The sequence below is a fragment of the Pseudomonas sp. E1BtOHC1 genome (assembly GCF_058744285.1).
This window is the reverse complement of the sequence record NZ_CP196023.1, coordinates 2,408,079-2,431,253: the sequence shown is the minus strand read 5'-3', so window position 1 is coordinate 2,431,253 and position 23,175 is coordinate 2,408,079. Positions and strand designations below refer to the sequence as shown.

The 23,175-nt window shown below is 60.2% G+C and carries 22 protein-coding genes and 1 tRNA gene; 5 read left to right on the top strand and 18 right to left on the bottom strand.

All coding sequences use genetic code 11. The annotated features are described in order from the left end of the window. Positions 1–32: 32 nt before the first annotated feature. The 10 genes from ACSSVC_RS11200 to dapA all read right to left on the bottom strand — a co-directional run bounded on the left by ACSSVC_RS11200 (position 33) and on the right by dapA (position 10,915). On the bottom strand, positions 33–1,676 hold the full coding sequence (locus tag ACSSVC_RS11200) for a ShlB/FhaC/HecB family hemolysin secretion/activation protein (RefSeq protein WP_446438929.1): 1,644 nt from the start codon (positions 1,674–1,676) through the stop codon (positions 33–35). A 79-nt stretch (positions 1,677–1,755) separates the two neighbouring features. Beyond that, entirely contained in the window at positions 1,756–2,517 is a 762-nt protein-coding gene (locus ACSSVC_RS11195; protein ID WP_404939935.1) for a fimbria/pilus periplasmic chaperone, read from the bottom strand. Continuing rightward, on the bottom strand, positions 2,517–5,084 hold the full coding sequence (locus tag ACSSVC_RS11190; protein ID WP_492612287.1) for a fimbria/pilus outer membrane usher protein: 2,568 nt from the start codon (positions 5,082–5,084) through the stop codon (positions 2,517–2,519). The genes ACSSVC_RS11195 and ACSSVC_RS11190 overlap by 1 nt, the downstream gene beginning before the upstream one ends. Before the next feature lie 172 nt (positions 5,085–5,256). Next, on the bottom strand, positions 5,257–6,021 hold the full coding sequence (locus ACSSVC_RS11185) for a fimbrial biogenesis chaperone (protein WP_404938580.1): 765 nt from the start codon (positions 6,019–6,021) through the stop codon (positions 5,257–5,259). 27 nt (positions 6,022–6,048) lie between these two features. Further along, a complete protein-coding gene (locus ACSSVC_RS11180) occupies positions 6,049–6,612 on the bottom strand; it encodes a fimbrial protein (RefSeq protein WP_346634898.1) in 564 nt (187 codons plus the stop codon). A 613-nt stretch (positions 6,613–7,225) separates the two neighbouring features. Then, positions 7,226–7,315 (bottom strand) — tRNA-Ser (locus ACSSVC_RS11175). 83 nt (positions 7,316–7,398) lie between these two features. Further along, positions 7,399–8,112: a phosphoribosylaminoimidazolesuccinocarboxamide synthase gene (gene purC / locus ACSSVC_RS11170; protein ID WP_058433542.1), complete on the bottom strand. Its 714-nt coding sequence runs from the start codon at positions 8,110–8,112 to the stop codon at positions 7,399–7,401. 28 nt (positions 8,113–8,140) lie between these two features. Then, positions 8,141–8,899, bottom strand: a complete 759-nt coding sequence (locus ACSSVC_RS11165) for an MBL fold metallo-hydrolase (RefSeq protein WP_123726262.1) — start codon at positions 8,897–8,899, stop codon at positions 8,141–8,143. Between the two features lie 4 nt (positions 8,900–8,903). Next, positions 8,904–10,019: an NlpB/DapX family lipoprotein gene (gene bamC / locus ACSSVC_RS11160; RefSeq protein WP_346634899.1), complete on the bottom strand. Its 1,116-nt coding sequence runs from the start codon at positions 10,017–10,019 to the stop codon at positions 8,904–8,906. A 17-nt stretch (positions 10,020–10,036) separates the two neighbouring features. Further along, the gene (gene dapA, locus ACSSVC_RS11155; protein WP_102878721.1) at positions 10,037–10,915 is read right to left on the bottom strand and encodes a 4-hydroxy-tetrahydrodipicolinate synthase; all 879 of its coding nucleotides are present in this window, start codon (positions 10,913–10,915) and stop codon (positions 10,037–10,039) included. A 325-nt stretch (positions 10,916–11,240) separates the two neighbouring features. Here dapA and ACSSVC_RS11150 point away from each other — a divergent pair, with 325 nt between their 5' ends. Beyond that, positions 11,241–11,801, top strand: a complete 561-nt coding sequence (locus tag ACSSVC_RS11150; protein WP_346634900.1) for a glycine cleavage system transcriptional repressor — start codon at positions 11,241–11,243, stop codon at positions 11,799–11,801. A 9-nt stretch (positions 11,802–11,810) separates the two neighbouring features. After that, positions 11,811–12,284, top strand: a complete 474-nt coding sequence (locus ACSSVC_RS11145; protein ID WP_346634901.1) for a peroxiredoxin — start codon at positions 11,811–11,813, stop codon at positions 12,282–12,284. Positions 12,285–12,321: 37 nt separating this feature from the next. Here the strand turns inward: ACSSVC_RS11145 and ACSSVC_RS11140 are convergent, their stop codons facing one another. Beyond that, positions 12,322–13,392: an AI-2E family transporter gene (locus ACSSVC_RS11140; protein WP_346634902.1), complete on the bottom strand. Its 1,071-nt coding sequence runs from the start codon at positions 13,390–13,392 to the stop codon at positions 12,322–12,324. A 33-nt stretch (positions 13,393–13,425) separates the two neighbouring features. Then, positions 13,426–13,665: a sulfurtransferase TusA family protein gene (locus ACSSVC_RS11135; protein WP_011059792.1), complete on the bottom strand. Its 240-nt coding sequence runs from the start codon at positions 13,663–13,665 to the stop codon at positions 13,426–13,428. A 233-nt stretch (positions 13,666–13,898) separates the two neighbouring features. Between ACSSVC_RS11135 and ACSSVC_RS11130 the strand changes: the two genes are divergently transcribed. Beyond that, positions 13,899–15,332, top strand: coding sequence for a M48 family metalloprotease (locus ACSSVC_RS11130; RefSeq protein WP_346634904.1), 1,434 nt, complete (start codon positions 13,899–13,901; stop codon positions 15,330–15,332). A gap of 75 nt (positions 15,333–15,407) precedes the next feature. Here the strand turns inward: ACSSVC_RS11130 and ACSSVC_RS11125 are convergent, their stop codons facing one another. The 4 genes from ACSSVC_RS11125 to rpoE form a co-directional block, all read right to left on the bottom strand. After that, positions 15,408–16,838 carry a DegQ family serine endoprotease gene (locus ACSSVC_RS11125; protein WP_123726268.1) on the bottom strand — a complete coding sequence of 477 codons (1,431 nt, stop codon included), beginning with the start codon at positions 16,836–16,838 and terminating at the stop codon, positions 15,408–15,410. A gap of 223 nt (positions 16,839–17,061) precedes the next feature. Further along, positions 17,062–18,018, bottom strand: coding sequence for a MucB/RseB C-terminal domain-containing protein (locus ACSSVC_RS11120; RefSeq protein ID WP_404938578.1), 957 nt, complete (start codon positions 18,016–18,018; stop codon positions 17,062–17,064). An 8-nt stretch (positions 18,019–18,026) separates the two neighbouring features. Further along, positions 18,027–18,614 (bottom strand): sigma-E factor negative regulatory protein, encoded by a 588-nt coding sequence (locus tag ACSSVC_RS11115; protein WP_346634906.1) that lies wholly within the window; start codon positions 18,612–18,614, stop codon positions 18,027–18,029. A gap of 31 nt (positions 18,615–18,645) precedes the next feature. Continuing rightward, a complete protein-coding gene (rpoE, locus tag ACSSVC_RS11110) occupies positions 18,646–19,227 on the bottom strand; it encodes an RNA polymerase sigma factor RpoE/AlgU (RefSeq protein ID WP_007930230.1) in 582 nt (193 codons plus the stop codon). Between the two features lie 559 nt (positions 19,228–19,786). Here rpoE and nadB point away from each other — a divergent pair. Beyond that, positions 19,787–21,409: an L-aspartate oxidase gene (gene nadB, locus ACSSVC_RS11105; RefSeq protein ID WP_346634907.1), complete on the top strand. Its 1,623-nt coding sequence runs from the start codon at positions 19,787–19,789 to the stop codon at positions 21,407–21,409. On the opposite strand, the gene ACSSVC_RS11100 is transcribed toward nadB, so the two are convergent. Together ACSSVC_RS11100 and ACSSVC_RS11095 are read right to left on the bottom strand one after the other, a co-directional pair. Then, positions 21,372–21,824 (bottom strand): protein YgfX, encoded by a 453-nt coding sequence (locus ACSSVC_RS11100; RefSeq protein WP_492612286.1) that lies wholly within the window; start codon positions 21,822–21,824, stop codon positions 21,372–21,374. The genes nadB and ACSSVC_RS11100 overlap by 38 nt on opposite strands. Further along, the gene (locus ACSSVC_RS11095) at positions 21,808–22,062 is read right to left on the bottom strand and encodes an FAD assembly factor SdhE (RefSeq protein ID WP_011059785.1); all 255 of its coding nucleotides are present in this window, start codon (positions 22,060–22,062) and stop codon (positions 21,808–21,810) included. Before ACSSVC_RS11095 ends, ACSSVC_RS11100 begins: the two co-directional genes overlap by 17 nt. A 149-nt stretch (positions 22,063–22,211) precedes the next feature. Here ACSSVC_RS11095 and ygfZ point away from each other — a divergent pair, with 149 nt between their 5' ends. Continuing rightward, positions 22,212–23,153, top strand: coding sequence for a CAF17-like 4Fe-4S cluster assembly/insertion protein YgfZ (gene ygfZ / locus ACSSVC_RS11090; RefSeq protein ID WP_346634909.1), 942 nt, complete (start codon positions 22,212–22,214; stop codon positions 23,151–23,153). Positions 23,154–23,175: the final 22 nt, after the last annotated feature.

The following is a 23,175-nucleotide window of genomic DNA, read 5'->3' as shown; positions in this document are numbered from 1 at the left end:
GACGGCACTGCATCCGAAGTGCACGCAGGCCTTCAGAAATACTGTGTGGCGCTGGCCCAGACCCGCGGTGTGCGCTCGGGCCCGCTGCCTTCCTTGCTGTTGTCCAGGGGCCAGGCGCTGGTCACGCTGATCTGTTGCGATGGCCCACTCCAACTGGCGCCCACACCGGCGCCCGAGAGCTGGCGGCGGTTCTCTTCGCGGGTCCAGGGACGTTTGTTGACCTCCACCGCTCCGTGGTCGACAAACGTCTTGAGCTGCCAGCGAGGGGCCAGGGCGTAGCGCAACTCCAGGCTGGCCTGCCAACCCTGGTCGCCACTGCCGGTGCCCTGGGGATAGGCACGCACATCAAAAGGACCGCCCACGCCGAACTTTTCCGAGCTGTCCAGGTTGGCTGAAGCCCATTGCGCGTTGAACTGGGTGTAGAGCTGAAAGCGCGGGCTCAGGTACTGCAGGCGCGCGGCATTGAGGTTGAACTTCTGAAAACCGCCGGCCGTACCGGCCGTGAAGTGATCACGCCATTGATCCCCTGGATCGTCGAGGCTCAGCCGCCCGCTGCCATAAGTGAGGTAGAAGAAGGTCTGGCCGCCGCCGAGCAGGCTGTCCTGAAAATTGCCGTTGAGACCCAGGCTCCAGAGTTCCACGTGTTTCTTGCTGCTGACTTCGAACAGGTCGATGTCATCGCGCAGACGCTTGTCCTCGTATTGCAGCTGGGCGCTGAGATCGAAGGTGCGGCTGCGGATCAGCGGCTGGGTGACAAAGACGCTGCCGATGCTGGCTTGGCCGTGGGCCTCCAGCAGTTCGAAGACCTTGCCCAACTCGTAGTTCATCTGCGAATAAGCCACGCCCAGGCTGGTGGACCAGGGGCCTACCGGAAGCTTGTAGGCGGCGCGGTAATAACGCTGATCCTCATCGCTGCCCAATACCCGCAGGTTGAGCTGGTCGCCCAGGCGCAAGGGGTTGTTGAGGTTGAGGCTGCCCCCCAGTCGATATTCGCCGGTGTAGTAGCCGCCATAGTTGTCGGCCTCCAGGCTGCCGCTGGCCCAGGGACCGGGCTGCGCATTGATCAGCAGGTCGGTGGTGCCGCGCTGCTCACCGGCGCGCAAGGTGCCCTTGACCCGTACTCCAGGCAGGTCGCTCAACAACAGCAGACTGCGCTCGAGGTCATCGCTGAACACGGGGGCTTCGCTCTTGAGTGACGACAAAGGGCCACGAATCACCGAGTCCAGGGCCCGGGATTGGTTGTGCAGTTCGATACGGCCGTAACGGCCCTCGATGACCTCGATGCGCACCACGCCGTCCTCGATGTCCTGGGCCGGCAGGAAGGCCCGGGCCAACATGTAGCCCTGGCCCTGGTAATAGGTGGTCAGGCGTTCGGCAGCCGCACGCAACTGATTCAGGTCCAGCTCCTGGCCCTTGAGGTCCGCCAGCAACGGCAGCAGGGTCTGATTGGAGAACGCCTGGTTGCCCACAAGCACAAAGTCGTTGACCTCTAGGCGGATACCCGAGGTATCCGGGGCAGGAGCGCTCGGCGGCTTGACCGCAGGCAGGTCCAACTCCGGCTCCGCCGGTTCCGGCAAAGCCGGTTGGGTGGACTCGATATCACGCATCGCCTGTCCCGCGTTGGGCACATACCCAGCGGCAGTCGCCAGCCCCGGCAGCAGCAGGAGCAGGCTCAAACAGCCTCTGGAAAAATGTTGTCGAGCGCCTTCAAGGCCCCCGAAAACCGACCCACTCAAAGACTTGCCCAAGGCAACTTCAGTCTTGTATCCGCGCACTTCCACTCAGCGTCTCCCCGCTGTCTGTTGCCACTTGGTAATGAACCACCGCCTGATCCGGGGTAATTCCTGGTACTTCAGGCAGGGCGATCCGCGCCGAACCAAAAGGCTCCACGGTGATGCCCTGCAAGGTGTTGGCTCGAGCGCTGCTGCCCAGCGTCAATTCGGCGAAGGACACGTAATACGGCGTCGGGTTGCCGACCAGCAGCGCCGCATCGGATTTGCCCGCAGCGGCGAAGCTCCAGCGCAGTTGGCGCACGGCTTGGTCGGCACTACCGGCCAGGCCCTGGGGGCGATACAGCAGCTTCATGCGCATGCGATAGGCCAGGCGCAAGACGTTCTCGGTCACCGGCAGCCGAGATGGCACTTCCAGAAAATTGATCCAGAACACTGACTCGCGATCAGAGGGCAAAGGCTCGCCGCTGTAACGCAGCATCAGGGCCGCCCGCTGTTGCGGTTCCAGCCTGGAGATCGGCGGCGACAGCACGAACGGCACTGCCAACCCACTGGGACTGGCCTTGGCATCGCCCTTGTCCAGCCAGGCCTGTAACAGGATCGGCGCCTGGCCGATGTTGCCGACCCGGATGCTCATGACGGACGTATCTGCGGGGAAGATGAACCGGGTGCCGGCGATCGACAGATCGGCCTGGGCCCAGGCACTGAACCAGAGCAGTAGCGCCGCCAGCAGCCAGCGGCCAAGACCGGCTCGGCATGGGATCTCACGTCCCTCCAGAAAGCGCATCAAGACTGCCCCCCCTGGCTTGGGCTCGCGTCGCCAGCGGGCACTGCCCGACAAGGAAGCTGGAGCAGGTCATAACCGGTGGCGGACGCCGGATCACGAGGCGGCAACTGGTAGTCGATCAGGCAGCGCTGATCCGGTTCGTGGCCCCATTCCACACGGAGGGTTCCCTGGTCCTGCTCGGAACGCAGTACCAGACGACTGCCTTGGCCGACGGCGCCCAGTTCGGCACCGCTCTGGTCATCGACGGCGACCGCGGCAAACGGCAATTGCTGGCCATTGGGCTGCCGGCTATCGATCAGGAACGCCCTGGCCCTGCGGGTGGGATAAGAGAGCATCACCACCGCGCCCGCTACCGGCGCGACGTTGCGTGAACTGACCTGCAGTTCGACATCGTCGGCCATGCCGCTGGGGTCGATGTCCACGGTGTTCAATTGATAGGGACTCAGGCTCGGCACCACGGCGTAGCCGCGTCCATCCACCCGCGTCTGGGCATAGCCAACCCTGGCACCCTTGGCATGGGGGGCATACACCAGGCCTGAGGTTTCACTCAGGGTCTGGGAGAACGTCAGGCCGCCCGAGTGCAGGACCATGCCTCCGGAAGCCCCCAGGGACTCCTGGCGATAGTCGCTGCCCTGGGAAAAACTCGAACTCAGGGAGACCTCGGGCATGAAGTAGTTGAAGCTGGCGTTGGTCGAGGTCTCGCGCTGGCGCTGATCATGGGACGCGGACACGGCATAGGTGGCATCGCCGCGCTCGCCCAGGGCTCCGGAAACACCGCTGGTGTAGTGCGCACCGGAGTTCTTGTCATGACTGGCGTAGGCGTTGACCGTGGTTGCTCGGCGACCCTCGCGTCCCAGGGGGATCGACAGACTGAAGCTGAAATAGGTGTTGTCCGCCCCGACTCCACGTCCAGAGCCATTGCTGGACGCGCGCATGCGCTGGGCCATGAAGGAGTAGCTGTTGCCCCGCCACTGATTGCTGTAGCCCAGGGAGAAGTTCAGGGTCTGGCCCTGGCGATTCCAGTACTTGAGGCTGGAGCCGGTGACATAAAGCTGACCGCCACCCTCGCCCAGTTGCTGGTTGATGTTCACATCCAGGCGGTCCCGCACGCGGGAAAACGACTCGGCCCCGGCGCCACGCTCCACGTAGTCCTGCAAGGCAATGGCGTCATGCAGCCCCAGATAGCCACGGGTGGAATAGCGATACGCCAACAGGGAAAACTGCGTACCGCTGATGGGCAGGTTCTTGCTGTAGGAAAGGCGCAGGCTCGACCCCTGCAGACTGCCTTCGCGGGGCAGTTCGGTCTTGGCCTGAGTCAGGTCCAGAGCGAATGCGCCCACGGAGGTATTCAGCGCACTGCCGATCAGGGCCGACATGTAGCTGCCGGTCACTGCCGTACCGGCGTAACCGGTCAGTTGGTTATCCAGCCCGTAATGCAGGGTGCCCTGGGCCACATACTGCTCGCCACCAAGCCCCGGGTCGGTGACCTGGCCGGCGGTCAGGCTGTAGCGTGAGGTGCCCGGACGCAGCAATTGCACGGTGGTGGCAAAAGGCACGGTAAAACGGCTGGTTTGTCCATTGGCCTCGGTGACTGTTACCTCCAGGTCACCGCCAAAGCTGGCCGCCTGCAAATCGGAGATTTCGAAGGGGCCCGGGGCGACCGCCGTCTCGTAGATCAGATAGCCGCGCTGATACACCGAGACCTTGGCGTTGGTGCTGGCGGTGCCTCGCACTTGCGGTGCGTAGTAACGCTGGGTGTCGGGCAACATGCGCGAGTCGCTGGCCAACTGGACGCCGCGAAACGACACCGAATCGAACAGATCGGCATCGGTCACGCTTTCCCCCACCAGCAACTGTGAGCTCCAGTCCGGCAGGTCGGTCTGGGCATAGATGTAGCCACGCTGATAGCGGCTGCCCAATTCCGGCGACCAGGTCGCGGTACCACTGTGGCGCAAGCGCAAAGCGCCGATATTGAGCCCCATGTTGAGTCCGGCGTAGCCATGGGTCTGGCTTTGTCCACGACTCTGGGAGCTGAACAGGCTGGTGTTGTAATTGAGCACCGCCGCGGACACGCCGGAATCCCAGCTCGCCGGATCGACGTAGGTCTTCGACTGGTTCGGCTGGAGGAAGAACTGCGGCACGGACAGGTCGATCTTCTGCTCGGCGATATTGATGCGGCTGGTTACACCGGGGATGTAGCTGCCCAGGTCGCCACAGAACAACCCCTCGCTCATGAGCGGGTGGGACGCCCCGGCCCCCAGCGCGGCATCGGCCTTGTGCAGGTCGATCCCCAACTGCTGCAGTGACGCGCGATCGAAGCACGGCCGGCTACCCTGAGGCTCGTCGCTGGCACGGAACTCGACCTCCAGCAACGCCCGCCATTGGCCACTCACCAGCAGATCAAGCAGGTATTTGCCGGGCGCGATATAGCCCAATTGCTCAAAGCGCGAAGTATCGATGGGTGTCTCCTTGCCTTGAAACAACATCTGGCTGTCGAACAGCACGCGTTCGCCACTGTTCTGCTGGGGCCCCTCCTCGCTCGCGACCAGGACCGTCGAGTGCCCCATCAGCGCCGCCAGACACAGCCTCTGCACAACCGGAGCAGAACCCCGACCACACCGAACACCGGGGCGCGCAGATACATCGCGCCTATGGCACTGAACACTCAACATAACGAGATCCCAACGCGCTCAAGACTGAGCAAGCGGACAAACGAGCGAAGTTGAATTAAGAAACCAACTAGAGCAGCGAACTCTTCAGCGATCGGCGGCCACCGAAATCGTTGATCACTTCATAGTTGATGGAGGCCTTGGCCGGGTCTTTCGGAGCTGTCGCCGGCCAAGCGAACGACTCATTGGCAAACGGCGCGACCATTCCCGGTTTAAGGGCAAACTGACGACCTCCCAGTTCAACCTCTATACGACCGAAAGACACGTAGTAAGGCGTTGGGTTGGATACCTTGACAACAGGCACTTGCGGACCTGTCGGGGCGGAACTCAAGTGACCGGCCCGATTGAACTCCCACTTGAGTTTTTCAGCGGCCGAGTCAACAACACCGTCAAGATTGGGCGGCCGAAAGAAAATCTTGATACGCGTTCTAAATGCAAACTGCAGTACGTTTTCATCCTTCTCCTTGCGGGGCGGAGTTTCCAATACATTCAGCCAGAACAATGATTCGCGATCGGTCGCCAACGGCTCTTTCGAATAAGACAGGCGCAGCACTGCCGAGTCTCCAGACTCCAAACGACTGACAGCCGGCGCCAGCAGGAAAGGTACTTGTATTTCTTCAGGGGCCTTATTGGCTTCCCCTCTATCGATCCAACTTTGCGCCAAAAGAGGAACAGGACCGGAGTTACTTATTTTCAATGTAACCTCTCGGGCTTCGGCCGGATAAATCAACCGAGTCCCTTGTAGAACTATCCCTGCATGCGCAGCTCCCGAAAACAGCCCCAGGAACATGACACCGATAACGAGAGAATGTACAAAACGCGCTGTCGGCGTCATGACCTGCCCCTTAATAACTAACGACTGTTACTGATAAGCCAGGGTGTAGCGAATGAAGGAAACACCCGAACCGGCACCGACCGAAGCTGCCGTAGAGACGTAAGCGGCCTTGTACTTGAGGGTCGCGGCGTTGCCGGAAACCGTTGCCACTTGCGGCGTGGTCTCGGCCTGGCCCAGGACAATCTTCTGCGGTTGAGCGGCGTTGTCGTTGTAGATCTGGATCTGTACACCGGTTGCCGGTGCACTGCCGATCAGCTTCAGGTTGCCTGTAGCAGGGTCAATGTTATTGACCTGATCGAACTCGATGGACACCTTGGAGTCGTTCTTGCAGTTAGTACCCGAGAGTTTCAGCTCGAAGGGTTTCAAGTCGGACGTGGTACCGATTTTTGCAAAGTGCGTAGGCAAGAAAGTGCCCAACTCAACGTTGGTCACGTTGTTTTCGCCGGGCGCCTTGCCGTTGATCTCGCAGGTCACGTCAGTGATGCTGCCACTAAAGTTCACTACACCGTCGGTAGCCTGGGCAAATGTCGGGATCAATGCAGCCAGCATCAAACCGGAAGTTGCCATGGACAAGAGAGAGTTGCGTTTCATCTGATTTCCTTTTCCCAATAGCTCAATAGAGTAAGCACAAAGATCTTCCCTATCTGAAAGAGGTCGACAAACACTCTTGCCACCGCAATAGAAGAAAAGACCTGCTCTGCCTTCAAACGTTTATGAATACTGCTGACTTCCAGTTCGATGACCCACTTCAGTCACACAAGCGGGCCAGGCTTGCCAGCAGGAAGCCACCATATCGAATAGCCGATTGTTTTAGATCAAGACCACGCCGACTCGAATTACAGGAACAGTCCCAGAGCTCTATAAGAAATTTCCTACAGCCTTAAAAACAACACCCACGAGTCAACATCCAGATAAACCCATTGGATACCGGACAACAGCATTTGAATTTAATAGTTTATTAATAAGGCCGTAGATGAATACAACTCCAACGACCACGAATAAACTTGGCCACTGGAGCTATTGAGATCGACAACAGGAGTTGGGCGAGAAGGAAGCCACAACGGCAGAATAAAGTCAGGCCGAACAAGGAACGTCCGAGAGGACTGGGTGATGGCTTGGAGCGCGGCGGGAAAGCGGTTTCGGAAAAAACAGCGGGCAACAAAAAAGCCCCGGAAATCGACAATTTCCGGGGCTTTCATTTGTATGGCGGAGAGATAGGGATTCGAACCCTAGGTACCGGTGAAGGTACAACGGATTTCGAATCCGTCCCATTCGGCCACTCTGGCATCTCTCCAACGGCGCGCATCATAACAGCACCTTTGCCGGATGCGAAGCCCCCGAGCAAATTTTTTCCGTGCTATCAGATGCTTGCGTCGATTACAGCGGTACGCCCAGGCGCTGAGCGACTTCTTCGTAGGCTTCGATCACGTCACCGAGGCCCTGGCGGAAGCGGTCCTTGTCCATCTTCTTCTTGGTGTCCTTGTCCCACAGGCGGCAGCCGTCCGGGCTGAACTCGTCGCCCAGGACGATGGAGCCGTCGCTGAACACACCGAATTCCAGCTTGAAGTCCACCAGCAGCAGGCCAGCGTCATCGAACAGCTTGCTCAGGACTTCGTTGACCTTGAGCGACAGTTCTTTCATGCGCGCCAGTTGCTCGACGGTGCCCCAGCCGAACGCCACAACGTGGGATTCGTTGATGAACGGGTCGCCCTTGGCGTCGTCCTTCAGGAACAGCTCGAACGTGTAAGGATTGAGCTTCATGCCCTCTTCCACACCCAGGCGCTTGACCAGGCTGCCGGCCGCGTAGTTACGCACCACGCACTCCACCGGGATCATGTCGAGCTTCTTCACCAGGCATTCGTTGTCGCCCAGCAGCTTGTCGAACTGGGTCGGCACGCCGGCGGCTTCAAGTTTCTGCATGATGAAGGCGTTGAACTTGTTGTTCACCATCCCCTTGCGGTCCAACTGCTCGATGCGCTTGCCGTCGAACGCCGAAGTGTCGTTGCGAAACAGCAGGATCAAGCGGTCAGCGTCGTCGGTCTTGTAAACCGATTTGGCTTTGCCGCGGTAGAGTTCTTCACGTTTTTCCATGATGGGCTCCGCTTGCTAAGTAGGTGGGCTAGGCGATGTGGCGCCAGTCGAGCCCTGAATCTTGATCGGCCAGTTGCAGCCAGTCCGGGTCGCACCCGAGGGTGTCGACAAAACATTGCCGGGCCAGCTGCGGCAGGTTGTTCTTGCTGCTCAGATGAGCAAGGACCAGATGCTGCAGGTCCTGCCATCCCAATTCGGCCACCAGGCTTGCGGCCTGATGGTTGTTCAAATGCCCTTCGTCGCCGCCAACCCGCTGCTTGAGAAAGTACGGGTAATAGCCGCGCGCCAACAGGTCCCGGCAATGGTTGGCCTCGATCATCAAGGCATCCAGGCCACGGTAGCCTTCCAGTACGCCGGCACAGTAGGAACCCAGGTCGGTCAGCAGGCCAAAACGCCGCTGACCGTCGCTGAAGACAAACTGCGTAGGTTCCTGGGCGTCATGAGCGACGGCAATCACGTCAATGCACAAGGCGCCGATCTGCAGTTGCTCGCCACCGCGGACAAAACCCGCAGCCTCCACCGGCTTGCGCATCCCGCGCAACGTGCCCTGGCTGAGGTAGACCGGTAAATTGTAGCGCCGAGACAGCAAACCCACGCCATGCACGTGGTCGGCATGTTCGTGGGTCACCAGGATGGCGCTCAACTGCGAGGGATGAACGCCCAGGCGCAGCAGGCGCCGCTCGGTTTCCCGCAGGGAGAAACCACAATCCACCAGGATGTAAGTGTCAGCACTGGCGATCAGCGTGCCATTCCCTTGGCTACCACTGCCGAGAACGGCAAAACGCATCTGATCAGCCCAGGTTGTCCTGAATCACGCCCAACACTTTGCGCGCCACATCGGCCGGCGCCACGGTGTTGATGTTCTTCTCGACGGTCACCTGGACGTTGTCGCCCACCTTGCTCAGGCGAACCTGATAGCGCTCGGCACGGGCTTCGATCTCTTCCTTGGCCGGCTTGCTGCCGAACAACTTGCCGAAGAAGCCCGGCTCGTCGTTCTTCTTCTCGGCTTTTTCCGCCAGGTTGATGTAGTACAGGCCCAGGCTGCGGTTGATGTCCTCAACCCGCCACTCGCCCTGCTCCAGGGCGCGGCCTACGCTGGACCAGGCGCGATCGAGGTCGGCACCCAGGTTCAGCACCGGGTTGCCGCTGCCGTCTTCGCTGAGGCTGACCCGGCTTGGGGTATCGAAATCACGGGCCGCCAGCAGGGACACTGAACCGCCCTTCTCGGAGGTACGGCTCATGCTGGCAAGCATGTCGTCCACCAGCGCGGCGTCCAGGCCGGTGTTGACCGAGCGATTGGTGAACTCCACGTCAGCGGTGCTGCCGGCGGGACGCTCGGCACTGACCACGTAGACTTCACTGGTATTGCGCTGCACGCCCGGTTCGATACGGACCCGTACGCGGGTTTCGCTGTCGGCGGCGACGCCGGCGCTGCTCAGGCGCTTGGCCACGGCAGCGGAAAGCTCGTCGGAACGCTGCCAGCGGGTGCTGAACTCGCCGGTTTGCGGACGTTGCTGATCCAGACGGAACCCGTTGTCCTGGAAGAACTGCACCGCCACTGGCCAGACTTCGGCCGGTGGATGCTGGGCCATGACCCAGCGCGAATCGCCGCTCTTCTGCAGGGTGTAGTCGCTGGCGTCGGCAATGGCCGACAGCGGCTGCGGACGAGGTACTTGGTACTCGCCCTTGACGTTGTCGTCGGCCACGTTGCGCGGGATCGGCAGCAGCGGATCCAGACGCTTGGAGGTCTGGACATCCGGCGGCAGTTGCATCGGTGCTGTTTGTTGCGCTTGCAGGTAATCGCTACCCCGGTCACGGAAGTAGCCTTCCGGGCCCCAGATCCAACCGCAGCCACTGGTGCTGGAGATAATCAAGGCAAGTGCGGAAAGTCCGGCCATTCGCTTCATGCGTTGTACTTCCTCAATTAAACCAAGACGCCGGACTGGCGCATGGCCTGCCGCAGCGGTTCGTGACAGGCGGCACTGAGCCAGGTGAGCGGCAGACGGATACCGTCCGGCATCAAACCCATTTCGTGCAGGGCCCATTTCACGGGAATAGGGTTGGATTCGATGAACAGAGTCTTGTTCAGCGGCATCAGGGTTTCGTGGATCTCGCGGGCCTTGGCGGCATCGCCGGCCATGGCCGCGGCGCACATCTGGCTCATGGCCCGAGGCGCGACGTTGGCAGTCACCGAGATATTGCCCTTGCCGCCCAGCAGGATCAGCTCGACGGCAGTGGCGTCATCGCCGGAGTACACCAGGAAATCGTCGGGCACACCGGCCAGGATGGCCTTGGCGCGCTGCAGGTCGCCGGTGGCTTCCTTGATCCCGATGATGTTTTTCACGGAGGACAGGCGGATCACGGTCTCGGCCTGCATGTCGCATGCGGTGCGGCCTGGAACGTTGTAGAGGATCTGCGGGATGTCCACGGCCTCGGCAATGGCGCGGAAATGCTGGTACAGGCCTTCTTGAGTCGGCTTGTTGTAATACGGGGTCACCAGCAGGCATGCATCGGCGCCGGCAATCTTCGCGTTGGTGGTCAGTTCGATCGCTTCACGCGTCGAGTTGGCGCCGGTACCGGCAATCACCGGGATGCGCCCTGCAACCTGGGCCACCACCCGACGAATCACTTCGATGTGCTCGTTGACATCCAGTGTGGCCGATTCACCTGTGGTGCCGACCGCCACGATGGCGTTGGTGCCCTCTTGCAGGTGGAAGTCCACCAGTTTGCTCAGGCTGTCCCAGTCGAGATTTCCCTGTGCATCCATGGGTGTGACCAGTGCCACCATACTGCCCGCAATCATGCAACCGCTCCTGCCGGAAAAAGAGAGCGGTAATGGTACTGGCGCCAAGTTCCTTGCACAAGCGAAGTCCCGCGCCGTGAGCATTCCCCTGAGCGATGGTTTTCGCTACCCTTCAGGCTTTGATCGCTACCGATAAGCGTGTAAACCGGGTTATCGCCTGCCTGTCGCTTCTCCAAAGCCCCATTCCTGCATTGCCAGCCTGTGTTCCGGACGTATCGGGACCTGTCGCCGGCTTGTGGTTCAAGGCCCAGAAGATCCGCTTGCAACACTTGCCCGGCACTGGCTTGTCAAAAGTATCGACCGCTCATCGCTTTAGGAATGCTGCATGTCCACCCCCACAGTTCGCGAACAATTCCTTGTCATCAGTGCCCTTGGCGCCAACCCCATGGAGCTGACCAACGTCCTGTGCCGCGCCAGCCATGAAAACCGCTGCGCCGTAGTGACCTCGCGCCTGACCCGGCATGGCGAGTGCAGCGCCCTGGTGCTGGAGATTTCCGGCAGCTGGGACGCCCTGGCGCGCCTGGAAAGCAGCCTGTCATCCCTGGCCAAGAAGCACGCCTTCACGGTCAACGTGGTGCGCAGCGCCGCCCTGGAAAGCCGCCCCCAGGCCTTGCCTTATGTCGCCTACGTCAGCGCGGCGTACCGCTCTGACATCGTCAATGAGCTGTGCCAGTTCTTCATCGACCACCATGTCGAGCTGGAAAACCTCACCTGCGATACCTACCAGGCTCCGCAAACAGGCGGCACCATGCTCAACGCCACCTTTACCGTGACCCTGCCCGCCGGCACCCAGATCAGCTGGTTGCGCGACCAGTTCCTGGATTTTGCCGATGCCATGAACCTCGATGCGCTGATCGAACCCTGGCGCCCACAGAACCCTATGTAAGGAAGCCCCATGGCCGTTGCTATCGATCAACCTATTGCCGATTTCCAGGCCCCTGCCACCAGCGGCCAGACCGTCAGCCTGTCCGGCCTCAAGGGCAAGCAAGTGGTGATCTACTTCTACCCCAAGGACAGCACCCCAGGCTGCACCACCGAGGGCCAGGGCTTTCGTGATCAGTACGCCGCCTTCCAGGCCGCCAACACCGAGATCTTCGGCATCTCCCGCGACAGCCTGAAGTCCCACGAGAACTTCAAGTGCAAACAGGAGTTCCCCTTCGAGCTGATCAGCGACAAGGACGAAGCCGTCTGCCAGCTGTTCGACGTGATCAAGTTGAAGAAGCTCTATGGCAAGGAATACCTGGGGGTGGACCGCAGCACCTTCCTGATCGACAAGGACGGCGTATTGCGCCAGGAATGGCGCGGGGTCAAGGTTCCGGGCCACGTCGACGCTGTACTGGCTGCAGCCCAGGCACTGAACAAGGCCTGAAACCAACGGGGCGGCTGAATCAGCCGCCCCGCGTTATCTAGAGTAAAGGCGCCACCACCGGGTCCTTCCTCGGCCAGGCATCCAGCACAGCCTTGAACAAGGTGGCCAGGGGAATGGCAAAGAAAATCCCCCAGAAACCCCACAACCCGCCAAACAGCAGCACCGCACAGATGATCGCCACCGGATGCAGATTCACCGCGCCGGAGAACAGCAGCGGTACCAGCACGTTGCCATCCAGGGTCTGGATAATCCCGTAGACCGCCATCAGATAAATGAACTGGTCGCTCCAGCCCCACTGGAACAGCGCGATCAGCGCCACCGGCACGGTTACCACTACTGCGCCGACATAGGGCACCACCACCGAAATCCCCACCAGCAGGGCCAGCAGGGCCGCGTAGTTCAGGCCCAGGGCGACGAAGGCGATGTAAGTCACACCACCGCAAATGACGATCTCGATCACCTTGCCGCGGATATAGTTGGCGATCTGTCGGTTCATTTCATGGGCGACCCGGGTGATCAGGGTCCGTTCCTGGGGCAGATAGCCAATGACCCAACGGCTGATCATCGCCCGGTCCTTGAGGAAGAAGAACACCAGGATCGGCACCAGCACCAGGTAGATCATGATGTTCACCAGCAAGGGCAGGCTGGACAGGGAGAAGGTCAGCGCCCATTGCCCGAACTTGCCGATCTCGCCCCGAGCCACTTCGATGGCCTGCAGTACCTGCTCGTCCGATACCAGATGCGGATAGCGCTCTGGCAACAGCAGCAACAGCGACTGCCACTTGGCGAGCATGCCCGGCAACTCGTTGAACAGGGTGACGAACTGGTGCCAAAGCAACGGCACCACCACCAGGATGAACACCAGCAGCAGTCCCATGAACAGGGCGAACACCAGCCCCACCGCCGCCCCACCGGGCAGGTGCAGGCGCTCCAAGCTCACCACCAGCCCCTGCATCAGGTAAGCCAGGACCATGCCCGCCAGTACAGGCGCCAGCATCCCGCCCAAGGTCAGGACAGCGGTAAAGGCCAGGAACAGCAGCACAGCCAGCACCACCGCTTCTTCATCCGAGAAGTAGCGCTGTATCCAGTCACGTAGCACTTTGAACATCAATGATCCTTAGATGAAAGCGGTGATGGGCCGTCAGGCCTTTTTCAGCCAGTAACGATAGACTCCGGCCTCGTCCTCTTCGCGCAACAGGGTATGACCGGCCAGGCGAGCGAAGGTGCGGAAGTCACGCTGGGACCCGGCATCGGTGGCAATGACCTTGAGCACCGCGCCACTGGCCAGGCGATTGAGTTCCATCTTGGCCTTGAGCAGTGGCAGCGGGCAGTTGAGCCCACTGGCATCCAGCTCGGCGTCATGGGCGACAACATCGGTCATGGGCTTACTCCGATCATCAATTCAAGGCGCCTAGAATACCCTGCAAGGCAAAGCCGTCGGCAATAAACAAGCCTGAAACCAGAGCGCTGTTGCGCCGAGGTAAAGGCTCGATAAGGTAGACGTCGGAATTTGCCTGAAAGCACTTTTTTATCCTCAGAGTTTTCACTGGCTTTGTCTGGTCCCCGGCCAGGTGTCCAGCTACAGTAGAGCCTTTGTCGATTAAGGCTTTGTGCATGAATTTATTGCGCCCTACCCTGCTGACGCTCGCTTGCCTGCTCGCCTCACCGGGCTTCGCCGACGACCTGCCGTCACTCGGTGATGCCAGTTCATCCATCGTCTCTCCACAACAGGAATACCAGCTGGGCCGTGCCTGGCTGGCGTTGCTACGCAGCCAGGTCTCGCAGCTCAACGACCCGCAACTCAAGGACTATGTCGAAACCAGCGTCTACAAACTGGTGGAGACCAGCCAGGTCAACGACCGGCGCCTGGAGTTCATCCTGATCAACAGCCCGCAGCTCAACGCCTTCGCCGCCCCAGGTGGGATTGTCGGGGTCAACGGCGGCCTGTTTCTCAATGCCCAGACCGAGGGTGAATACGCCTCGGTGCTGGCTCACGAACTGGCGCACCTTTCCCAACGCCACTTTGCCCGCGGTGTCGAAGCCCAGCAGCGCATGCAGGTACCAATGATGGCCGCCTTGCTGGCTGGGATCGTGATCGCCGCCGCCGGCGCCGGGGATGCAGGGATCGCCACCATCGCCGGCACCCAGGCCGCGGCCATCCAGGAACAGCGACGCTTTTCCCGGCAAAACGAACAGGAAGCCGACCGCATCGGCATTCTCAACCTGGAGAAGGCTGGCTACGATCCGCGCTCGATGCCCACCATGTTCGAGCGTCTGATGCGTCAATACCGCTTCGACGCCAAGCCACCGGAATTTCTCCTGACGCACCCGGTCACCGAATCGCGGATCGCCGACACCCGCAACCGCGCGGAACAGGCCAAGCTTGGAGGCACCGAGGACAGCCTGCGCTATCAACTGATCCGTGCCCGGGTGCAGTTGAACTACGAAGAATCTCCAGGGCTGGCTGCGAAGCGCTTTCGCGCACAGCTCGATGAAAACCCGAAGAACGACATTGCCCGCTACGGTCTGGCCATCGCCCAGATCAAGGGCAGCCAGTGGAACGAAGCCCGGGAAAACCTCAAGCCGCTGCTGGCCAAATCCCCCAATGACGTCACCTACAACCTGGCCCAGATCGAACTGGACATGGCCAACAACCGCCTGCCGGATGCTCAGGCCCGGGTGGAGCGAATGCTCAATCTGTACCCGGGCAATTACCCGCTGAACCAGATCCGGGTGGACCTGCTGCTCAAGCAGAACCGCCCGGCGGATGCGGAAAAGGCCCTGGAGGGCTTGCTGAAAAGTCGTCCGGACGATCCGGATGTCTGGTATCTGGTGGCGGAAACTCGCGGCCTGTCGGGCAACATCATTGGCCTGCACCAGGCCCGGGCCGAGTACTTCGCCCTGGTCGGCGACTACCGCCAGGCCATCCAGCAGCTGGACTTCGCCAAACGGCGGGCCGGCAGCAACTTCCCACTGTCATCGAGAATCGACGCTCGCCAGCGGGAGATGATGGATCAGGAGCAGATGGTCAAGGACATGATGCGCTGATGTTTCCAGGCAGCATAAAAAAGCCCGCCTCTTACGAGGCGGGCTTTTTATTGCGCGAGCATTCCGTCAGACGGATTACTCGGCCAGTTTAAAGGTAATGAAACTGGCTCGCCCCTGACGCAGTACGCGCATGGACACCGAACGGTTCTTCGGCAGCGCCTTGGCAATTTCGGTGAACTCCTTGGCGGTGGTAATCGCCTGGTTGTTCAGATGGGTGATCACGTCACCCGGCTGCAGACCGATCAGCGCCGCTGGGCCGTCCTGGACTTCCTTGATGACTACGCCGCCCTTGAGGTCAAAAGTCTTCTTCTGCTCATCATTGAGCTCGACCACGGCTACGCCGAGACGGTTGCTGCTGCGCTCGACACCGGACTTGGGCAACATGCTCAGATCCTTGTCTTCTTCAGGAATGGCGCCCACGGTGAGTTCGACATTCTTGCGCTTGCCTTCACGGATCACTTCCAGGTTGGCCTTGGCTCCGGCCTTCAGCGCCCCTACCAGATGCGGCAGGTCCGCCGACATCACGATTGGCTGGCCATTAAGACTGAGAATCACGTCACCCACTTGCAGGCCGCCCTTGGCCGCTGGTCCGCCGTCCTGAACCTGCGCAACCAGTGCACCGGCAGGTTTTTCCAGGCCAAAGGATTCAGCCAGGTCTTTATTGACCTCCTGAATCACTACGCCCAGCCAGCCACGACTGACCTTGCCCCCGGTTTTGAGCTGATTGGAAACGTCCATGGCAACGTCGATAGGGATCGCGAAGGACACCCCCATGAAGCCGCCGGAACGGGTATAGATCTGCGAGTTGATCCCCACCACTTCCCCCGCCAGGTTGAACAGCGGCCCCCCCGAGTTACCCGGGTTGATCGGCACGTCGGTCTGGATGAAAGGTACGTAGTTTTCGTTTGGCAGACTGCGACCAATAGCGCTGACGATGCCTTGGGTCACTGTGTGGTCGAAGCCAAATGGCGACCCAATAGCCACGACCCATTGCCCGGCTTTCAGGTCCTGGGATTTACCCAGCTTCAGCACAGGCAGATCCTTGCCATCGATCTTCAACAGTGCCACGTCGGAGCGTGGGTCGGTGCCGATCAGCTTGGCTTTCAATTCGCTGCGGTCGGCCAGGCGCACGAGAATCTCGTCCGCATCGGCGATCACGTGATTGTTGGTGAGGATGTAGCCATCCGGGGAAATGATGAAACCCGAGCCCAGGGACTGGGCTTCACGCTGGCGATCCCCTCGCGGAGAGCGCTGCTGCGGCATGCCGCGCTCGAAGAACTCCCGCAACATTGGCGGCAGGCCTTCCAGATCGGGCATCTGCGCCGAGTTGGAGACCCGGCGATCAGGCAGTTTCTGTGTGGTACTGATGTTCACCACTGCAGGCGAGGCCTGTTCGACCAGTTGGGTGAAATCAGGCAACTCGGCTGCCTGGGCAGACACGGCCTGTCCCAGCACCAGCACGGTGGCAAGAATGGTGAAGTAAGACTTCAAGCGTGGTATCGACATACGGCTCCCGTTACGACGAGCGTGGTTAAGCGATATGGAGCAAGCAGTACCGAACAGACAGGGGCGGTACTTTTGTTCCAGGAACGACAAATAAGGTCAGAACCGAGGGGTTCTGACCTATAAAAAAACTCTGGGGATTTTGCAAATGAAATTGCTCACCAAACATTTCATCTTCTCAATTGTGGAGTAGGCATTACCGACCTCTTACACAACCAATAAAGGCTCATTGCTTGGCGGTGGCATCGGAACGCATCGACAGTGCGATTCGTTCAGCGGTACCGATAGGGATTTCCCCGACCACGGTGACCATCATTTCGCCATCGGGCGTGGTCAAGCGACGCGATACGGCGACAGTCGGACCGAGCTGAGTCCGGGTATCGGTAACCGTCGCACCGTTGAGCGGCTCGAGGAATACCGAGAACCGCGCCAAGCCGTCGTCATACAGCAAGCTGTTGACCAGGGTCTTGGTTTCCGGATCCTTGCGGGCGGAGCTACTGGTCAGCTCGAAACCTGGAGGCAGCCAGTCGGAATGCCAGGTTTGCGCAGTTTTGATGGCCGAAGCCTTGTTGCTGTCCAGGCTCACCGGCTTGCAGTCAGCACCAGCTTGCAACTCGGCGTCTTCGGGGACATCTGTAGTATCCAGACGAGTGAACTGGAAGCGCTCCAGCAGCTGTCCCTTGTCATTCAACAACAGGGATTTGAGCGGCAGGCCGGTTTCCCGATCCAGATGCAACTCAAAGCCGTAGCGATGCTGATCTTTGGGCGTAACAGAAACGATCACTGCCTGACGCCCAGCCACACGAGACTTGCCGATAACGGCAAGGTCGTACCAATTCTTGAGCTTTTGCGGGTCCAGCGCACGGGCCGCAGAGTCCGGAGCATCCCCCAACCCTGCCACCAACGTACCGCTGACGCACTGGGTGCGACCATCGACACGCACCACCTCTTGAGCGGATCCATCGAGCTGAATCAGACGCTCACGGACCTTTCCATCCTGGACGCGATGCCAGATGTTATGGGTAGAAAAACTACCGTTACGCTCGTAAACGAAAGTGCCCTGAAAGCTTTGCTGTTGTTCCGCTTGCCCAAGACGTTGCAACCAGTCCTGGGCTTCATCGGCGTGGGCTGGAACCACAAACCAGCCACTAAGCAGAAGCGAGAGTAGAGGTATGGCGCGCATGATCCTCCTTAGCGGTTTTCCAAGCTTGCCGCACGGGCATAAGGCAGTGCGCTTTCAGTACCTTTTAGTGCAGCTTGCTGAGCATGCTGACGCAGGTAGCTCGGCAGACGCTGATCGTGCCAGCCTGGCTGCCCTTGCAATACACCATTAGCCATAGGGCCAGTGGCTTCCGAGCTTTCATTGTAGCCGGCCAATACAGCAGGGCCTTTTACTTGTGGAGTCGCCAGGGTTGGCTGACCGGCTTGCTGAGCCAGTTCAACGCCCGCGATCTCGTCTTGGTTGTACAGACGCACACCGGCCAAGACCGCCACAGTCACCGACGCAGCTACCGCCAGGCGGCCCAGGCTGCGCCAAGGTCCGCGGGACACTTTGGCCGGTACGGCCTCATCAGCCAGAGCTGCAGAAACGGCAGCGGCAATGTCCAGACGTGGAAGCAGCAACTCCTTGTGCATAGCTGCCCGGGCGATTTGATAACGGGCCCAAGTCTCACGGGTTTCTACTTCGTCGACGGCATTCAATACCCGACGCAATTCCAGTTCGTCCGCTTCGTTATCCATCACCGCGGACAGCGATTCCTGCAGGGCTTCACGACTCATGGCGGTTCCTCTCTTGGCTGTCGCCGCTGTCTCAGGTTTCCTGCAACAACGGCTGCAGGGCTTTATCGATGGCTTCCCGAGCGCGGAAAATCCGGGAGCGCACGGTACCCACCGGACACTGCATGACGCTGGCAATGTCCTCGTAACTCAGACCATCGAATTCACGTAAAGTTAAGGCTGTACGCAAATCTTCAGGCAGTTGCTGGATGGTTCGATGGACGGTGCCCTCGATCTCATCCCGCAGCAATGCACGTTCCGGCGACTCGAGATCCTTAAGGCCATGATCGCCGTCATAGAACTCAGCATCCTCAGAACTCACATCGCTATCCGGCGGCCGACGGCCGCGTGAAACCAGATAGTTTTTCGCCGTGTTGATGGCGATACGGTACAGCCACGTGTAAAACGCGCTGTCCCCTCGAAAATTACCTAGTGCACGGTAAGCCTTGATAAAGGCTTCTTGTGCGACATCCTGGGCTTCATGGGTGTCGTGCACGAAACGCACGATCAACCCGAGAATTTTGTGCTGGTATTTCAGCACGAGCAGATCGAACGCTCGCTTGTCGCCGCGTTGAACGCGTTCGACCAGCTGCTGATCCTCTTCCTGGGTTAGCATGAACACTCCTCGATAAGCTCGGAGGAGGCTTGCATCACTAATTGATCAGGCTTGCAAACATAGACTCGGGCTTTTCGCAAAAGTTCTCCCCCTCCAAGCAAGTTTCCTGCGGGCTCTGATCCGGCACGCACGAAAAACGCAGCGCGGGCAAGGCCGGCTGCGCGAATAATCCTGTCGTCGATTTCTGTCACAAGGGCCAGATTGCAAACCTTGGCCAGAACCGACGCTGTCCCTTCTTTCAGGCAACCTTCTATTGAGTTTGGGGCCTTGGCAAAAGTTCCCAATCTTTATAGCTGTGCTGAACGAAGATTGTGTAACGGTGAAGAGAAAAACCGCCCTACTTCTTCGAACACTCGGTTTCGCAACCTGGAATGCTTCGAATACCTGGGTGATCGAGAGCAACGCTTCTGCTCAGCGAAGTCGCACAATGCCCTGAAGGCGCGACTATTGTGCCGATCCCCCCCTCTATATACTAGTGGGCTGTGTGGCTGCCATGACTCGCCGATTCAGGCGTCTTGCGCCAACCCCGTCCTGGGTCGCTTTGAGCGGAATCCTTCAAATGAGCCAACAGTTTCAACACGATGTTCTGGTGATTGGCAGCGGCGCCGCCGGCTTGAGCCTGGCCCTGACACTGCCCCGCCACCTGCGTATTGCCGTCCTGAGCAAGGGCGATCTGGCCAATGGCTCGACCTACAGGGCCCAAGGCGGCGTCGCTGCCGTGCTGGACGATACCGATACTGTCGAATCCCATGTCGATGACACCCTCAACGCCGGTGGCGGCCTGTGCCACGAGGATGCAGTGCGATTTACCGTGGAACACAGCCGTGAGGCCATCCAATGGTTGATCGACCAGGGGGTTCCCTTTACCCGTGATGAAGACGCCAGCAGCGACGACAATGGCTTCGAGTTCCACCTGACTCGAGAAGGCGGTCACAGTCACCGACGGATCATTCATGCCGCAGACGCCACCGGCGCGGCCATCTTCAAGACACTACTGGCACAGGCCCGACAACACCCCAATATCGAACTGCTGGAGCAACGGGTTGCCGTCGACCTGATCACCGAGAAACGCCTGGGCCTGGAAGGTGATCGCTGCCTGGGCGCCTACGTGCTCAACCGCGGCACCGGTGAAGTGGATACCTTTGGCGCCCGCTTCGTAATCCTCGCCTCCGGCGGTGCGGCCAAGGTCTACCTCTATACCAGCAACCCCGACAGTGCCTGTGGCGACGGCATCGCCATGGCATGGCGCTCGGGCTGCCGGGTGGCCAACCTGGAGTTCAACCAGTTCCACCCCACCTGCCTGTATCACCCCCTGGCCAAGAGCTTCCTGATCACCGAGGCCCTGCGCGGTGAAGGCGCCCACCTCAAGCTGCCCAACGGTGAACGCTTCATGCAGCGGTTCGACCCCCGGGCCGAGCTGGCTCCCCGGGATATCGTCGCCCGGGCCATTGACCATGAAATGAAGCGCCTGGGGATCGACTGCGTCTACCTGGATATCAGCCACAAACCAGAAGCCTTCATCAAGACCCACTTCCCCACCGTGTATGAACGCTGCCTGGAATTTTCCATCGACATCACCCAACAGCCGATCCCGGTGGTGCCGGCCGCTCACTACACATGCGGCGGCGTGATGGTCGATCAACAGGGGCGCACTGATGTGCCAGGCCTGTATGCCATCGGCGAAACCAGTTTTACCGGCCTCCACGGAGCCAACCGCATGGCCAGCAATTCGTTGCTGGAGTGTTTCGTCTACGCCCGTTCGGCAGCAGCCGACATTCTCCAGCAGTTGCCCCAGATCTCGATTCCCATCGCCCTGCCGGCCTGGGATGCCAGCCAGGTCACCGACTCCGACGAAGACGTGATCATTGCGCACAATTGGGACGAACTGCGGCGATTCATGTGGGACTACGTCGGTATCGTGCGGACCAACAAACGCCTGCAACGGGCTCAACACCGGGTACGCCTGCTACTGGACGAGATCGACGAGTTCTACAGCAACTACAAGGTCAGCCGTGACCTGATCGAGTTGCGCAACCTTGCCCAGGTGGCCGAGCTGATGATTCTCTCGGCCATGGAGCGCAAGGAAAGCCGAGGTCTGCACTACACCCTCGACTACCCGCAGCTGCTGCCCGAGGCACGCGACACTATTCTGCTGCCACCCACCTACGCCGGCCGAACTTGAGCCGCACCCGCAGACGCCGGTGCTCATCGGCTGTCTGCGCGTCCCTGGGAACACAAAGGGAGCGCACCCAGCGCTCGCCCTGCAGACGAAAGCGCAACACCACGATCAGCGGTAACGCCAGGCTGTCCGGCCGCAACTGCACCACCTGCCACCCCGTGGCCGGACTCCACAACTGCCAGCCCTCAGGCGAGTGCCGCAAGCGGCTGAATGCGCGGGAATGGGTCAACAAAATCTGTCGAGGCAGCACCCAACCGCCATGCACCAGGCACAGCAGGATGCCCAGCCCCTTGGCCACAGACGGGATATCCAGCAGAAAAATGGCGACCAGGGCGAATGCCTGGGCCAGCAGGTAGGCCGCCAGCAGTTGCCGTGAAGCACGCCAGCGGCACTCGAACAGCCTACTTGGGCTGGACACGGTCCAAAATCATGCGAACCATGCGCTGCAGCTCAGGATCCTCGGATTCGCTGCGCTCCATGAACCAGCCGAACATGTCCTGATCCTCACACTCCAGCAACTTGCGGTAGCACTCGCGATCAGTCTCATTGAGATGCGGGTACACCTCCCTGACGAACGGCACCAGCAATACGTCCAGCTCAAGCATGCCGCGACGGCTGTGCCAGTAGAGGCGATTCAGTTCAACATCTTCAACCATGGAGCGCTCCTCAAATAGAGCGCAAGTATACAGCCCGGGGAACACGAGAACAGTCGGCTTTGGTCGGTCACCACCCGTCCTTTGTGAACTATCCATTTCAGGGGCGCCCCCTTATGATGTGCCCCAGACTTTTTACCCTGCGATGAACCATGGCTGACTCCGCTTTTTTCTGCCCCCTGTCCCACGAAGGCGTCCTCGCCGTCCGCGGCCCTGATGCCAGCAAATTCCTTCAGGGTCAGTTGACCTGCAACCTCAGTTACCTCAGCGACAGCCAGTCCAGCCTGGGCGCCCGTTGCAACCAGAAAGGCCGCATGCAGTCGAGTTTTCGTATCCTCCTGGAGGGTGACGGCTGCCTGCTGGCCATGGCCAGCGAACTGCTTGAGCCGCAACTGGCAGACCTGAAGAAATACGCAGTCTTCTCCAAGGCCAAGCTCACCGATGAAAGCGCCAATTGGGCGCGCTTCGGCCTCAGCAATGCCGACTCCAGCCTGAGCGGCCTGGGCCTTGAACTGCCCCAGGAAGACGGCGCCGTAGTCCGCGCCGATGGCCTGATTGCCGTGCGCGCCTCAAGCAAGCGCGTCGAACTCTGGGTCCCGGCGGAACGCGCCGAGAGCCTGGGCCAGCAACTGGCTGCGCAACTACCCCAGGGCGAGCTCAATCAGTGGCTGCTAGGCCAGATCCGCGCGGGCCTCGGCCAGGTCATGGCACAGACCCGTGAACTGTTCATTCCACAGATGCTCAACCTCCAGGCCGTAGGCGGCGTCAGCTTCAAGAAAGGCTGCTATACCGGTCAGGAAATCGTCGCCCGCATGCAATACCTGGGCAAGCTCAAGCGCCGCCTCTACCGACTCGCATTGCCCGCCGGCGAGCTCCCCGTCCCAGGCACCCCGCTGTTCTCCCCGACCCACAACAGCTCCATCGGCGAAGTGGTCCTGGCTGCCCAGGCACCCGATCAAGTGGAACTGCTGGCCGTGTTGCAGGCCGAAGCGGTAGAAGATGGCAACCTGCACCTGGGCGCACTCGAAGGGCCCGGTCTGCAATTGCTTGACCTGCCGTACCAACTGGACCGCGATCGCGAAATCCAGCGCTGACCGACTCCCCCTTTCCTGCAAC